At 72.0% G+C, this 14,292-nt stretch carries 14 protein-coding genes; 3 read left to right on the forward strand and 11 right to left on the reverse strand.

Translation table 11 applies throughout. The features are described 5' to 3' along the window. Positions 1-54: 54 nt before the first annotated feature. Entirely contained in the window at positions 55-720 is a 666-nt protein-coding gene (gene yczE, locus EV371_RS02825; RefSeq protein ID WP_130460658.1) for a membrane protein YczE, read from the forward strand. 162 nt (positions 721-882) lie between these two features. Further along, a complete protein-coding gene (locus EV371_RS02830; RefSeq protein ID WP_130460659.1) occupies positions 883-1,338 on the forward strand; it encodes a hypothetical protein in 456 nt (151 codons plus the stop codon). Positions 1,339-1,510: 172 nt separating this feature from the next. On the opposite strand, the gene hisF is transcribed toward EV371_RS02830, so the two are convergent. The 8 genes from hisF to hisD all read right to left on the reverse strand — a co-directional run bounded on the left by hisF (position 1,511) and on the right by hisD (position 7,673). Beyond that, positions 1,511-2,281, reverse strand: coding sequence for an imidazole glycerol phosphate synthase subunit HisF (hisF, locus tag EV371_RS02840; RefSeq protein WP_130460660.1), 771 nt, complete (start codon positions 2,279-2,281; stop codon positions 1,511-1,513). 140 nt (positions 2,282-2,421) lie between these two features. Beyond that, a complete protein-coding gene (priA, locus tag EV371_RS02845) occupies positions 2,422-3,147 on the reverse strand; it encodes a bifunctional 1-(5-phosphoribosyl)-5-((5-phosphoribosylamino)methylideneamino)imidazole-4-carboxamide isomerase/phosphoribosylanthranilate isomerase PriA (RefSeq protein WP_130460661.1) in 726 nt (241 codons plus the stop codon). 35 nt (positions 3,148-3,182) lie between these two features. Then, complete coding sequence (locus tag EV371_RS02850) at positions 3,183-3,509, reverse strand: hypothetical protein (protein WP_130460662.1); 327 nt, start codon at positions 3,507-3,509, stop codon at positions 3,183-3,185. A 175-nt stretch (positions 3,510-3,684) separates the two neighbouring features. Next, a complete protein-coding gene (gene hisH, locus EV371_RS02855) occupies positions 3,685-4,326 on the reverse strand; it encodes an imidazole glycerol phosphate synthase subunit HisH (RefSeq protein WP_130460663.1) in 642 nt (213 codons plus the stop codon). Beyond that, positions 4,323-4,496 carry a hypothetical protein gene (locus EV371_RS33250; protein WP_165436591.1) on the reverse strand — a complete coding sequence of 58 codons (174 nt, stop codon included), beginning with the start codon at positions 4,494-4,496 and terminating at the stop codon, positions 4,323-4,325. Before EV371_RS33250 ends, hisH begins: the two co-directional genes overlap by 4 nt. Continuing rightward, positions 4,496-5,107 (reverse strand): imidazoleglycerol-phosphate dehydratase HisB, encoded by a 612-nt coding sequence (gene hisB / locus EV371_RS02860; protein ID WP_130460664.1) that lies wholly within the window; start codon positions 5,105-5,107, stop codon positions 4,496-4,498. The genes EV371_RS33250 and hisB overlap by 1 nt, the downstream gene beginning before the upstream one ends. Before the next feature lie 71 nt (positions 5,108-5,178). Further along, positions 5,179-6,342 (reverse strand): histidinol-phosphate transaminase, encoded by a 1,164-nt coding sequence (locus EV371_RS02865; RefSeq protein ID WP_130460665.1) that lies wholly within the window; start codon positions 6,340-6,342, stop codon positions 5,179-5,181. Further along, positions 6,339-7,673 carry a histidinol dehydrogenase gene (gene hisD / locus EV371_RS02870; RefSeq protein WP_130460666.1) on the reverse strand — a complete coding sequence of 445 codons (1,335 nt, stop codon included), beginning with the start codon at positions 7,671-7,673 and terminating at the stop codon, positions 6,339-6,341. The genes EV371_RS02865 and hisD overlap by 4 nt, the downstream gene beginning before the upstream one ends. Positions 7,674-7,868: 195 nt before the next feature. Between hisD and EV371_RS02875 the strand changes: the two genes are divergently transcribed. Continuing rightward, positions 7,869-8,615 carry an LON peptidase substrate-binding domain-containing protein gene (locus EV371_RS02875; RefSeq protein WP_130460667.1) on the forward strand — a complete coding sequence of 249 codons (747 nt, stop codon included), beginning with the start codon at positions 7,869-7,871 and terminating at the stop codon, positions 8,613-8,615. On the opposite strand, the gene EV371_RS02880 is transcribed toward EV371_RS02875, so the two are convergent. The 3 genes from EV371_RS02880 to dnaE all read right to left on the reverse strand — a co-directional run bounded on the left by EV371_RS02880 (position 8,530) and on the right by dnaE (position 14,161). Continuing rightward, positions 8,530-9,336, reverse strand: coding sequence for a DUF2567 domain-containing protein (locus EV371_RS02880; RefSeq protein ID WP_486484902.1), 807 nt, complete (start codon positions 9,334-9,336; stop codon positions 8,530-8,532). The two genes, EV371_RS02875 and EV371_RS02880, sit on opposite strands and share 86 nt — an antisense overlap. Before the next feature lie 252 nt (positions 9,337-9,588). Next, complete coding sequence (locus EV371_RS02885) at positions 9,589-10,533, reverse strand: endonuclease domain-containing protein (RefSeq protein ID WP_349339931.1); 945 nt, start codon at positions 10,531-10,533, stop codon at positions 9,589-9,591. An 88-nt stretch (positions 10,534-10,621) separates the two neighbouring features. Further along, positions 10,622-14,161 carry a DNA polymerase III subunit alpha gene (dnaE, locus tag EV371_RS02890; RefSeq protein WP_130460668.1) on the reverse strand — a complete coding sequence of 1,180 codons (3,540 nt, stop codon included), beginning with the start codon at positions 14,159-14,161 and terminating at the stop codon, positions 10,622-10,624. Positions 14,162-14,292 lie beyond the last annotated feature (131 nt).

Genomic DNA, 14,292 nt, shown 5'->3' on the forward strand with positions numbered 1-14,292 from the left:
CTTCACCTCGATTGGACCTTCAGAAACGCCGGATTGGCCCTCAGAGTGGCATGCATGGCAAGAACTGGCAACCGTGGGGATCGGCTCGTCCGGCGTCTCGGGCAGCTCTACGTCGGCCTGGCGCTCTACGGCGCCAGCATGGCGTTGATGATCGAGGCGTCCCTCGGGCTCGACCCCTGGGATGTCTTCCACCAGGGGCTCTCCAAGCTCACCGGCGCGTCGTTCGGCACCGTGACCATCGCCGTCGGCGCCCTCGTACTGCTGCTCTGGATCCCGCTGCGCCAGCGTCCCGGCGTCGGCACGGTGAGCAACGTCGTCGTCATCGGACTCGCCGTCGACCTCGGGCTCGCCCTGCTGCCCAACGTCCAGGCACTGCCCACCCGGATCGGCTTCCTGGTCGCCGGCATCCTGCTCAACGGGATGGCGACCGGCCTGTACATCGGCGCCCGCCTCGGCCCCGGGCCGCGCGACGGCCTGATGACCGGGTACGTCGCCCGCCAGCCGAACCGGTCGCTGCGGCTGGTCCGTACGGTGATCGAGCTGACCGTACTGGCGATCGGGTTCGCCCTCGGTGGCCAGGTCGGGATCGGCACGCTGGCGTACGCCCTCGCCATCGGTCCGCTGGTGCACGTCTTCATCCCGATGTTCACCGTGCCACCGGTGTCGCGGACCGACCCGGGCGACCTGCCCCGAACGGTCACCGAGGCCGGTACCGGCTGACCACCGACACGGGCATGCCCGCGGACCCGCGGCTGCCCGCCGAGAAAAAGATCGTCGATCCGGATCGGATCATCCCACGTGGAACGCGGGTCGCTCCGGTTCGGCGGAATGAACCGGTGCACAACCGTTCCGTCGGATGGCCCGGCACGGCATCATTTCCCCATGGGGGATGAGGGATGGCGTTGGTCCGACGCATGGATCTTCGTATCACTGATCATCGCTGGCGGTGCCGGCCGGCATCGCCGGTCAAGCAGCACCCGTCGACCTGAGGGCGTCCGGCTCGCCGACGTGCTCTCCACCGCTGACCATCTCAACCGGGCCCTCCCGGCCCGGCACGAGATCGAGGCAGCGGTGCGCCGCCTGGTCGGCGCCGGTCTGATCACCGTTTCGGACGGCTGGTTCCGGGTCACCTCCGCCGGGGAGCACCTGTGGCGTACCCGGCCGCACGGCGGTCTCGCCACCACGGTCGAGACGGTGCACGGGGTGCTGACCCGGCGGCATTCTCCCGGCAGCCACGACTGGGAACTCGCCGAGGACGAACACGCGGCGGCAGTGCAGGAGTACGCCGCCCGGTTCACGCTGCCGATGCCGCGCCGCTCGCCGGAGAACAGCGGATAACCGACGCCCGGCCAGCCGCCCCGACCAGCGCCCCAGTCGGAACCCGACGACCGAGCAGAACCCGACGACCGGGCGGAACCCGACGACCGAGCAGAACCGGACGGTCGGACGGAACCCGGGTGATCAGGCCCGGTAGGTGGTCGGGTCGGGTCCGGTCGGTGGTCGGGTCGGGTCAGCGGACAGGGTGGCCGGCGTCGCGCAGCGCGTCCTTGACCTCGCCGACGCTCAGCTCGCCGAAGTGGAAGACGCTGGCCGCGAGCACCGCGTCGGCGCCGGCCGCCACCGCCGGGGGAAAGTGGGCGACCGCGCCGGCCCCGCCACTGGCCACCACCGGCACGTCCACCACCCGCCGCACCGCGCCGATCAGCTCCAGGTCGAATCCGGCCTTGGTGCCGTCCGCGTCCATCGAGTTGAGCAGGATCTCCCCGGCGCCCAGTTCGGCCGCCCGGGCGGCCCAGGCGACCGCGTCGATTCCGGTGCCGCGCCGGCCGCCGTGGGTGGTCACCTCGAAGCCGCTCTCGGTGCTGGTGCCGGCGGGAGCACGCCGCACGTCCAGCGAGAGCACCAGCACCTGCCGCCCGAACCGCTCGGCGATCTCGGCGATCAGCTCCGGGCGGGCGATCGCGGCGGTGTTCACCCCCACCTTGTCCGCACCCGCCCGGAGCAGGACGTCGACGTCGGCGACCCGACGCACGCCGCCGCCGACGGTGAGCGGGATGAAGACCGTCTCGGCGGTCCGGCGCACCACGTCGAGCATGGTGCCCCGGTCATCGGAGGAGGCGGTCACGTCCAGGAAGGTCAGCTCGTCGGCACCCGCCTCGTCGTACGCCGCGGCCAGCTCGACCGGATCGCCCGCGTCCCGCAGGTCGACGAAGTTGACGCCCTTGACGACCCGCCCCGCGTCCACGTCGAGACAGGGGATCACCCGCACCGCCACCGTCATCTGCCGAGCCTAACCGCCGCCGCCATCAATCCGTCCACCCCGCACGCCGGCACCTCTGGCGTCCACACCCGGCCATCCATCCCACCCACGCGCCGGCACCCCGCACGCCGTCATGTCACACGCGGTCATGCCACACGCCGTCATGCCGCGCGTAGCACGGCGAGGGCCTCGGCGACGGTGAACGCACCGGCGTAGAGCGCCTTGCCGGCGATCACGCCCTCCACCCCGACCGGTTCCAGCGTGGCGAGCGCCCGCAGGTCGTCCAGGGTCGAGACGCCGCCGGAGGCGATCACCGGGGCGTCGGTACGAGCGCAGACCTCACGCAGCAGGTCGAGGTTGGGGCCGCGCATCATGCCGTCCTTGGTGATGTCGGTCACCACGTACCGCGCCGTTCCCGCCTTGTCGAGCCGATCGAGCACCTCGAACAGGTCGCCGCCGTCCCGGGTCCAGCCCCGGGCCGACAGGGTACGCCCGCGCACGTCCAGCCCGATGGCAACCCGGTCGCCGTACTCGCCGACGATGCGGTCGCACCACTGCGGGTCCTCCAGGGCGGCGGTGCCGATGTTGATCCGGGCCGCCCCGGTGCCCAACGCCGCGCGCAGCGACTCGTCGTCCCGGATCCCACCGGAGAGTTCCACCTTGACGTCGAGCCGGCCGACCACCTCGGCCAGGAGTTCGGCGTTCGAGCCCCGGCCGAACGCGGCGTCGAGGTCGACCAGGTGGATCCAGTCGGCGCCGTCCCGCTGCCAGGCCAGGGCCGCCTCCAACGGCTCGCCGTAACTGGTCTCACTGCCCGCGGCGCCCTGAACCAGGCGGACGGCCTGGCCGTTCGCGACATCGACGGCGGGAAGCAGGGTCAGGCTCAACGTGCCCTCCTCGGTTGGCGGAACGAAGGTGGTGCTCAGGTCCGGCGGCCCAGCGCGATCACCACGACCGCCGGCAGCACCAGTAACAGCAGCGCGATCAGGCCGAGCCGCAGGGCCAGGTCGTCGACGAGCAGCCAGATGCCGATCACCGCCGCCCCGGAGAGTACGACCACCCCGGCCCGCTCGCCCCGGCTGCGCCGCGCGAACAACCGCCCGGTACGCCGATCCGGCAGTCGCGGGGTGATCCGGCGCAGCACGGCTCGCCGGCGCTGACGCCGGGCCACCCTCCGCGCCCGGGCGGCCCGTTCCCGCTCCGCCTCGGCCAGCCGAACCGCACGGCGGCGGGCCCGTTCCTTGCTCACCGGGCGCCACCGGCCCCCGCGCGGCAGACCAGGACGGCCCCGGCACGGCAGACCGGTACCGCCCCGGCACGGCAGACCGGGACGGCCCCCGCGCCCGACACCGGGACGGCCCTCACACGGCAGACCGGGACGGCCCCCGCGCGCCACGCCGGGACGGCCCCGGACCGGGACGCGGTCACAGCGTGGCCAGCCAGTTGCGCAGCAGCGTCCGGCCGGCCTCGGCGGACTTCTCCGGGTGGAACTGTGCGGCCGACAGCGGCCCGCGCTCCACCGCCGCCACGAACCGCCCGCCGTGCTCGGCGGTGGTCGGCAGCGCACCGGCGGCGGCCAGCGCGGCCACGTCGGCCGGGGCGTAGGAGTGCACGAAGTAGAAGCGGGTGCCGGCCAGTAGGCCGGCGAAGAGCCGGGATCCCGGCGGCGGTGCCACGGTGTTCCAGCCCATGTGCGGGACCCGCCGGGCGGTCAGCCCGGTCACCCCACCGGGCAGCAGGCCGAGCCCCTTGGTGACGACGCCGTGCTCCTCGCCGTACTCGAAGAGGATCTGCATGCCGACACAGATGCCCAGCACCGGCCGGCCCGCCGCGACCCGCTCGGCGATCATGGGACCGGCCCGCAGTGCGTCGATCCCGGCCATGCAGGCGGCGAAGGCGCCGACCCCGGGTACCACCAGTCCGTCGGCGGCGGCCGCCGCGTCGAGGTCGTCGGTGACCGTCACCTCGGCGCCGGCCCGGGCCACCGCACGCTGTGCGGAGCGCAGGTTGCCGGAACCGTAGTCCAACACCACCACCCGGGGCGGCGCCGGCCGGTCGGGGATCATCCATCCGCTCCCGGTACGAGCCAGAGCACGCCACCGACGGTGGCGAGTACGGCCAGCAGGCCCACGATCCAGAGCATCTGCCGCGGGGCGCCCTGCCGGTGCAGCGACCAGGCACCACCGATCAGCACGCCACCCAGCGCGAAGAGCGCCACGGGCAGGACGGTGTCCATCAGAGCAGCCCCTTGGTGCTCGGCACCTCGCCGGCCGACCGGGGATCGATCGTCACCGCCTCGCGCAGCGCCCGGGCGACCGCCTTGAACTGCGCCTCCACCACGTGGTGCGCGTCCGGGTGCCCGCCGGGCCGGGCGGCCCGGAGCACCGAGACGTGCAGGGTCAGCCGGGCGGACTGCCCGAAGGACTCCCAGATGTGCCGGGTCATGCTGGTCGGGTAGACCGGCCCGATGTACGGGGCGAGCGCCGGCTCGTCGTGCACCACGTACGGCCGACCGGAGAGGTCGACGGCGGCCCGGACCAGTACCTCGTCCATCGGAATGGTGGCCGAGCCGTACCGCCGGATGCCGATCTTGTTGCCGAGTGCCTGGTCCAAGGCGGTGCCGAGGGCCAGCGAGGTGTCCTCGATGGTGTGGTGGGCGTCGATCTCCAGATCGCCGACCGTGTGCACGGTCAGGTCGAAACCACCGTGCCGGGCGATCTGGTGGAGCATGTGGTCGTAGAAGCCGACCCCGGTGGTGATGTCGGCCTGTCCGGAGCCGTCGAGATCCAGCTCGACGAGCACCTTGGTCTCGGCCGTGGTCCGCTCGACCCGGGCGGTTCTGCTCACGGTAGGACCTTTCGCTGTCCGGGGCGGCCGACCTGGTGTCCGGGCCGGCCGACCTGCTGTTCGGTAACGCATCACACCGTCCCGGTCTCGGTCGGCGCCGGGCCGGTGGCCGCCGGTGGCACGGCCGGGCCGGCCGGGCCGGCCGGGCCGGAGTCGGAGCCGGTCGGCACCGATTCTATGGCGGCGAAGAAGGCGTCGGTCTCCTGCGGTGTGCCGGCGGTGACCCGCAGCCAGCCGGGCAGCCCGACGTCACGGACCAGCACCCCATGATCCAGCAGGGTCCGCCAGGCCACCCGCTGGTCGCCGCCGACCTCGAAGAGCACGAAGTTCGCGTCACTGTCGGCGACCGTCAGACCGCGCTGTCGCAGCCCGGCCACGATCCGGTCCCGCTGCTCCTTGATCACCTCGACGGTGCCGAGCAGCAGGTCCCGGTGCTCCAGCACCGCCCGGGCGGCGGCCTGGGTGAGCGCCGAGAGGTGGTAGGGCAGTCGAACGAGCTGCACCGCCTCCACCACCGCCGGGTCGGCGGCGAGATAGCCGAGCCGTCCGCCGGCGAAGCCGAACGCCTTGCTCATGGTCCGGGTCACCACCAGCCGGGGGTGGCCGGGCAGCAGGGCCAGCGCGTTCGGGGTGCCGGGGCGGGAGAACTCGGTGTACGCCTCGTCCACCACCACCATCCCGGGTGCCTCGGCCAGCACCGCGTCCAGCACCGCCGGATCCAGGGCCGTGCCGGTCGGGTTGTTCGGCGAGCAGAGGAAGACCAGGTCCGGCCGGTACTCCCGGACCTGCGCCACGGCGTCGCCGACGGTCAGTCCGAAGTCCGGACCCCGGCTGCCGTCCCGCCAAGCCGTGCCGGTGCCGGTGGCGAGCAGCGGATGCACCGAGTACGCCGGGGTGAAGCCGAGCGCGGTCCGCCCCGGCCCGCCGAAGACCTGGAACAGCTGTTGCTGGACCTCGTTGGAGCCGTTCGCCGCCCACACGTTCGCGGTGCCGAGTCCGTGCCCGAGGTAGTCGGCGAGCTCGGCACGGAGCGCCACCGCGTCTCGGTCGGGATAGCGGTTCAGGTCCCGCAGCTCGGCCGCGACCGCCTTGCTCATCGCCTCCACCACCGGCTCCGGCAGTGGGTACGAGTTCTCGTTGGTGTTCAGCCGCACCGGCACGTCGAGCTGCGGCGCCCCGTACGGGCTACGCCCACGCAGGTCGTCCCGGATCGGCAGGCCGGAGAGGGAGGTCACGCCACCACCCCGCCGGTGCTCTCCGGAAACCGGGCCCGGACCGCCTGGCCGTGCGCGGGTAGGTCCTCCACGTTGGCGAGCGTCACCACGTGCCGGGCGGTGTCGCGGAGCGCCGCCTCGTCGTACTCCACGATGTGGATGCCGCGCAGGAAGGACTGCACCGACAGTCCCGAGGAGTGCCGGGCGCAGCCACCGGTCGGCAGCACGTGGTTGGAACCGGCGCAGTAGTCGCCGAGCGACACCGGCGCGTACGGCCCGACGAAGATCGCCCCGGCGTTGCGTACCCGCATCGCCCAGGTCCGGGCGTCCCGGGTCTGGATCTCCAGGTGCTCGGCGGCGTAGAGGTCGACCACCCGCAGTCCCGCTTCGAGGTCGTCGACGAGCACGGCACCGCTCTGCGGCCCGCCGAGCGCGGTGCCGATCCGGTCGGCGTGCTTGGTCTCCGGCACCTGGCGACGCAGCTCCCGGTCGACCGCCTCGACCAGCTCCACCGACGGCGTGACCAGCACGCTCGCGGCCAGCGGATCATGCTCGGCCTGGCTGATCAGGTCGGCCGCGACGTGCACCGGGTCGGCGGTCTCGTCGGCGAGTACGGCGATCTCGGTCGGGCCGGCCTCGGCATCGATCCCGACCACGCCGCGCAGCAGCCGCTTGGCGGCGGTGACCCAGATGTTGCCCGGGCCGGTGATCATGTCGACCGGCTCGCACCGGGTCTCTCCGTCGACGTCCGTGTCCGCTCCGTACGCCAGCATGGCGACCGCCTGGGCACCACCGACCGCGTAGACCTCGTCGACTCCGAGCAGCGCGCACGCGGCCAGCACCCGGGCGTCGGGCAGGCCGCCGAACTCCTGCTGCGGAGGGCTCGCCACCACCAGCGAACGGACCCCGGCCACCTGGGCCGGCACCACGTTCATCACCACGGTCGAGGGGTACATGGCGAGGCCGCCGGGGACGTAGAGCCCGACCCGGTCGACCGGAACCCAGCGCTCGGTGACGGTCCCGCCCGGGACCACCTCGGTGGTCACGTCGGCCCGCCGCTGGTCGGCGTGCACCCGGCGGGCCCGGTCTATCGCCTCGACCAGCGCGGTCCGGACCTCCGGCTCCAGCGTCGCCTCGGCCTCGGTGATCGTCTCGGCCGGCACCCGGAACCGGTCCAGCCGCAGGCCGTCGAGCCGATGGGTGGCGTCCTGGATGGCCGGGAAGCCATGCTCGCGGACCGCCTCCACGATAGGGCGGATCTTCTCCACCGCCAGGGAGACGTCAAGCTGGGCACGGGGCAGCAGTGCGCGCGGGTCGCGCCAACCACCGCGCAGGTCGATCCGGTTCAACACCCTTGGCAGTCTATTCGGGCGCCCACCGATCGGACCGCGTCCGCCCAGCCGGCGGGACGGTGAGCCCGACCACCCTGAGCCGGAGCACCTCAGGAGGGGCGAGACGGCGGCCGTAAGAAAGAGGGGCCGAGTCGGCGGCGGACGATCGACCGGCGGAGCGGTCCACCGCCGGAGTCGACGGGCTAGGCTCGACCGGTGGACGCGCGGCTGCCGGTGTTTCCGCTCGGGACGGTGCTCTTTCCCGGTCTGGTCCTGCCGTTGCACATTTTCGAGGCGCGCTACCTCGAACTGATGCGACACCTGCGCGCCCTGCCGGACGGCACGCCCCGGCAGTTCGGGGTGGTCGCCATCCGCAGCGGCGGGTCGGCATCGGTCTCCGCCGGCCCGGGCCCGGAGTCCCGCGCCGAGTCGGTGCCGCCGCCCGAGCTGACCGACCGGCGTCCGGACGGTGCACCGGTCACCCTGCACGAGGTCGGCTGCACCGCCGAACTCCGGCAGGTGACCGAGCTGCCGGACGGCCGGCTGGACGTGGTCACCGTCGGCCGGCGACGGTTCCGGATCGCCCGCGTCGAGGAGGGCCCCACCCCGTACCTGACCGCGGAGGTGGAGTGGCTGCCCGAGCCGGCCGGGCAGGAGCAGCTCGCCGACCTGCTCGCGCCCCGGGTGCTCGCGGTCTTCCGGCGCTACCTCACGCTGGTCCGGGACGACCAGGAGGAGATCTCCGAACAGCTGCCGGACGACCCGACCGTACTGTCGCACCTGGTGGCCGCGACCGCCGCGCTCACCCTCGCCGACCGGCAGCGGCTGCTGGCGACGCCGGACACCGCCGGCCGGCTGAGCGCGGAGCTGCGGCTGCTCAATCGCGAGGCGGCTCTGTTGCGTCAGGTGCGTGCGGTGCCGGTGCCGCTGACGGAGCTGGCGGTGCCGGCGAGTCCCAACTGACCGGCGCCGGCTCGGCGTCGGGCCGCAGCCCGGGATACCGGGACCAGCCGGCCAGCAGGGTGTACATCACCGCGGCGCCGAATGCCGGCACCAGCAGGTCCTGAATGGCGGGGATGAACCCGAGCAGCAGATCGTACTGCCCGCCGTGCAGGTCCGGCGGCTTGCTGAACGTCGTTCCCGGCGGAGCGCTGGCGAGCAGCCGCTCGTAGCCGGACAGGCCGATCTGCCGACCGAGCTGCCAGGCGAGCACAGCCGCGCCGAGCATGCCGAGCACCACCACCAGGATGCCGACCGGGCCCCGGTGGCGGCGCAGCAGCAGCCATATCGCGATCGCGGCCAGCACTCCGAGACCGAATCCGAGGACGCTGAACCAGGCGTCGGCGGCGATGAACTCCTCCGGCTGCGGCGCGCCGAGCAGCGCCCCGTCCTCGGTCTGCACCACCGGCACACCGGGGGACACCGCCGACCAGACCAGACCGAACGGAATCCCCAGCAGGATCAACACCAGCAGCGCACCGACGTGTACCGCCCGGCCCCGGACCAGTCGAGGGGCCGGATCGCCGCCGACCGGAGGCGGGACGACGGGGTTCCCGAGCGGAGGGGCCGATCCGGGGCCGTCCGCGGGCCCAGAGCCGTACGAGCCAGCCGGCGTTTCCGGCGGCACCCCGACGCCCACCGGTCCGGCGCCCACCGGTCCGGCGTCCAGCGCGTCCGCCCGCAGCGCGGCGTCGGGGCCGTCGTGATCGGAGCGGGCAGCCGGAGTTGAAGTTGGCTGGGGGCGGTCGTCGTCGCCATCGCCGAACGGGCCGTCGGGGCGGGAGGTTGCCGGACTCACCGAATGATCCTCTCAGGCCCGGCCCAGCACTGGGGGGCCCGGTACAGGAAACCACCCAACCTGCTTCCGAGGCAGCGCGATGTCCTCCGGTCAATGCGATCCGGCCCGTACGCTGGTCGTACGCCGGCCAGAAAGTGGTCACGGACTCTCGCGCCAGCCAGCGGCTTCGAGCGCGGCGCGCACCTGTGCCGCCACGTACTCGGGTTTGCGGCGCACGTCGAAGGCGGTGAAGCGCAGAATGCGGTCGCCGGCCACCCAGATTTCGTTCTGGCGCCGCAGGTCCGCGGCCCAGTGTCGGGCCTCCATGTGGTGCGCGCCGTCGACCTCCGCGTGCAGCCGCCACCGCCGCCAGTAGGCGTCGAGATAGCGGGCCCGACCGCTGGCGTCCCTGCGACGCTCCTGCTGATCTGGCGACGGCAACCGGTGTCGGCGGCAGAGCCGGATGAAGTCGATCTCGGAAAGCGCCTCCGCTCCACCCGCCACGTCTGCCATCGTCTGTCGCATCAGCGCCCGACGTCGCAGCCGAGGCATCCGCTCGATCACCGCGTCGATTTCGGCCGGCGTGACCCGGCGTTGCTGGCAACCGGCCGCGAGGATCGTCTGCGCCTCGTCGTCGGTGGGCGCCCACTGTGCCGCGTCGACGAGGGCCCGAGCCATCGTGGTGCGATCGGGCCGGCCCCGCTGACGGTCAGCCTCGGGCAGGTGCCGAGTTCGGCGTACCCGTACGGCCGGCAGACCCAACGGCAGCCGGCGCAGCAGGTTCGGAGCCCTCTTGCCGTACGGAACGAGCACGTCGACCACATCGCTGCGCCACGTCCCCCGCAGCCCGCCGGCGCGGGCCGACGCCAGACCGGCGAGCAGCGCGCCGTCACCAGCGGCGAGCACCGCCACCCACCACTGCTGTTCCCGCGTGAACTGGCCGCCCTGCGTGACCAGCACATTGTGGGACACCCGGCGCCAGCGGCCGGTGTTGAGCAGGTGCCGCACCTTCGAGGGAGTCAGCTCCGCGACCGCCTGACTCCAGGTGACCACCCCCGCCTGCTCGAACAGCAACCACTCCAGTCCGCCAGCCCCGTCCCGCACCCACTGATCAAACCGTAGTTTGTGTGCGCAGTGGTTGTCGCTATCACGACACTCGGCGCGCACAAAGCGCCGCGCCACCGCGCGAAGCTCAGCCCACGACGGCGCTCGGCCCGAGCAGCGCCTTGAGGTCGGCCATCAGCGCGGTGGTGGGGGCGACCCGGAGCGGGCTGAGCCGCAGCAGGGTGGCCCGGGAGCCGTTGACGAGTTTGACGTGCACCTCGGCCGAGCCCGGATGGCTGGTCAGCACCTCGCGCAACCGTTCCACCAGCGGTGGCGTGCAGCGGGACGGCGGCAGGGCCAGCACCACCGGCTTGACCTCGTCGGCCGCGGTGATGTCGGGCATCGAGAGGTCCATCGCCATCAGCCGGGGCTGGTCGTCGCGGCGGTCGATCCGGCCCTTGACCACCACGATCGCGTCCTCGGCGATGTACTGCCCGACCAACTCGTAGGTGTTCGGGAAGAAGAGCACCTCGACCGCGCCGCCGAGGTCCTCCAGGGTCGCCGAGGCCCAGGCCCGGCCCTGCTTGGTGATCCGACGCTGCACCCCGGAGAGGATGCCTGCCAGGTTGACCACCTGCCCGTCGGCGACACCGCCCTCCTCGGCCAGCGCCGCGATGGACATGTCGGCGGCGGCGGCGAGCACGTGCTCGACGCCGAAGAGCGGATGGTCGGAGACGTAGAGGCCGAGCATCTCGCGTTCGAAGGTGAGCAGGTCGGTCTTGTCCCACTCGCCGGTCGGGATCGGCGGGGTCACCACCATGCCGCCGCCGGAGTCGCCGTCGCTCCCGCCGCCGAACGCGTCGCCGAAGAGGTCGTACTGGCCGACCGCCTCGTTGCGCTTGAGCGCGATGAACGAGTCGATCGCGTCGGTGTGTACGGCGAGCAGCCCCTTGCGGGTGTGCCCGAGCGAGTCGAAGGCACCCGCCTTGATCAGCGATTCGACGGTCTTCTTGTTGCAGGCCACCGCGTCGACCTTGCGCAGGTAGTCGTAGAAGTCGGTGAAGTTGCCCTTCTCCCTGCGGGACCGGCGGATCGACTCGACCACGTTCGCGCCGACGTTGCGGACGGCGGCCAGCCCGAACCGGATGTCGGTGCCGACGGCGGCGAACCGGGCGCTGGACTCGTTGACGTCCGGCGGCAGCACCTTGATGCCCATCCGCCGGCATTCGGCCAGGTAGACCGCCGACTTGTCCTTGTCGTCGCCGACGGAGGTGAGCAGCGCGCTCATGTACTCCGCCGGATAGTTCGCCTTCAGGTAGGCGGTCCAGTAGGAGACCACCCCGTACGCGGCGCTGTGCGCCTTGTTGAACGCGTAGTCGGAGAACGGGACCAGGATGTCCCAGAGCGTCTTGATCGCCGCGTCGCTGTAGCCGTTCTCCTTCATCCCGGCGGCGAACGGGGCGAACTCCTTGTCGAGGATCTCCTTCTTCTTCTTGCCCATCGCCCGACGCAGCAGGTCGGCCTTGCCGAGCGAGTACCCGGCCACCTTCTGCGCGATCGCCATGACCTGCTCCTGGTAGACGATCAGCCCGTAGGTGTCACCCAGGATGTCCTGCAACGACTCGGCGAGCTCGGGGTGGATCGGCACCACCGGCTTGCGGTTGTTCTTGCGGTCGGCGTACTCGTTGTGCGCGTTCGCACCCATCGGGCCGGGCCGGTAGAGCGCACCGACCGCCGAGATGTCCTCGAAGTTGTCCGGCGCCATCGACCGCAGCAGCGCCCGCATCGGACCGCCGTCGAACTGGAACACCCCGAGGGTGTCACCCCGGCCGAGCAGGGCGTACGTCGCCTTGTCGTCAAGCGGCAGGTCCTCCAGGACCAGCTCCTCGCCCCGGTTCTCCCGGATCGCCTCCAGAGCGTCGTCCATGATGGTCAGGTTGCGCAGGCCGAGGAAGTCCATCTTGAGCAGGCCGATGGTCTCGCAGGCACCCATGTCCCACTGAGTGATGATCGAGCCGTCCTGCTCCCGCTTCTGGATCGGCAGCACGTCGACCAGCGGATCCCGGGACAGGATCACCCCGGCCGCATGCACCCCCCACTGCCGCTTCAGCCCCTCAAGGCCCTTGGCGGTGTCGACGACCTTGCGTACCTCGCCGTCGCCGTCATAGAGCTGCCGGAACTCGGCCGCCTCCGGATAGCGCGGGTGGCCGGGGTCGAAGATGCCGCCGAGCGGGATGTCCTTGCCCATCACCGCCGGGGGCATCGCCTTGGTGATCCGGTCACCCATCGCGAACGGGTACCCCAGGACCCGGGCCGCGTCCTTGATCGCCGCCTTCGCCTTGATCGTGCCGTACGTGATGATCTGCGCGACCCGCTCCTCGCCGTACTTCTCCGTGGCGTAACGGATCATGTCGCCGCGCCTACGCTCGTCGAAGTCCATGTCGATGTCGGGCATCGACACCCGGTCGGGGTTGAGGAACCGCTCGAAGAGCAGGCCGTGCGCCATCGGGTCCAGCTCGGTGATGCCGAGCGCGTACGCGATCAGTGCGCCCGCGGCCGAACCACGCCCCGGCCCGACCCGGATCCCCTCCCGCTTCGCATACGCGACCAGGTCGGCGACGACCAGGAAGTAGCCCGGGAAGCCCATCTTGAGGATCACGTCGAGCTCGTACTCGGCCTGCCGGCGCCGGTCCTCCGGCACCCCGCCCGGGAACCGCCGCTCCAGCCCGCGCATCACCTCCTTGCGCAGGAACGTCTCCTCGGTCTCCCCCGCCGGCACCGGGAACTGCGGCATCAGGTTGCGCGACGCGAACAGCTCGGAGTAGTCACCGATTCGCTCGGCGATCTCCAGCGTGCTGTCGCAGGCTCCCGGCACCTCGGAGTCCCACAGCGTGCGCATCTCGGCCGCCGACTTCAGGTAGAAGTCCCGGGCGTCGAACTTGAACCGCTTCGGGTCGGCCAGCGTCGACCCGGACTGCACGCAGAGCAGCACCTCGTGCGCGTCCGCGTCCTTGTCGTACGTGTAGTGCAGGTCGTTGGTGGCCACCGGCTTCAGGTTGAGCCTCTTGCCCAGCCGGATCAGGTCCTGCCGGATCCGGGTCTCGATGTCGAGCCCGTGATCCATCACCTCCAGGTAGTAGTTCTCCGCCCCGAAGATGTCCCGGAACTCCGCCGCCGACTCGCACGCCTTGTCGAAGTTCCCGATCCGCAGCCAGGTCTGCACCTCCCCGGAGGGGCAGCCGGTGGTGGCGATGATCCCCTTGCCGTACTGGTGCAGCAGTTCCCGGTCCGCCCGCGGCTTGAAGTAGTAACCCTCCAGACTCGACCGCGAGTTCAGCCGGAACAGGTTCCGCAGGCCGTCCACGTCGGCGGCGATCATCGTCATGTGCGTGTACGCGCCCCCACCGGAGACGTCGTTCTCGCCACCGTCGGCCCACCGGACCCGGGTCCGGTCCCGTCGATCCGTCCCCGGGGTGAGGTAGCTCTCCACCCCGATGATCGGCTTCACCCCGGCGGCCTTGGCCTGCTTGTGGAAGTCGTACGCGCCGAAGAGGTTGCCATGGTCGGTCATCGCCAGCGCCGGCATGCCGAGCCGGGCGGTCTCGGCGAACAACTCCTTGAGCCGGGCTGCCCCGTCGAGCATCGAATACTCGGTGTGCACGTGCAGGTGCACGAACGAGTCAGACACCCAGGGCCCCCTTCCCTCACGCGGCCGCCGGCCGGCCCGCCGACGGAAAGGTCGACGGCGGCTGCCGGTCACCCAGCGACGCATCCCCCAAACGGCAGCACCGCGCGACGCCGGCCAGGTGCGGGCCGGAC

It is taken from the genome of Plantactinospora sp. CNZ321, assembly GCF_004217235.1.

Bases quoted from the DNA above. Each gene is read 5' to 3' on its own strand.
- yczE (WP_130460658.1), top strand. From the start codon at position 55: ATGGCAAGAACTGGCAACCGTGGGGATCGGCTCGTCCGGCGTCTCGGG.
- EV371_RS02830 (WP_130460659.1), top strand. From the start codon at position 883: ATGGGGGATGAGGGATGGCGTTGGTCCGACGCATGGATCTTCGTATCA.
- hisF (WP_130460660.1), bottom strand. From the start codon at position 2,281: ATGACGGTGGCGGTGCGGGTGATCCCCTGTCTCGACGTGGACGCGGGG.
- hisH (WP_130460663.1), bottom strand. From the start codon at position 4,326: ATGATCCCCGACCGGCCGGCGCCGCCCCGGGTGGTGGTGTTGGACTAC.
- EV371_RS33250 (WP_165436591.1), bottom strand. From the start codon at position 4,496: ATGGACACCGTCCTGCCCGTGGCGCTCTTCGCGCTGGGTGGCGTGCTG.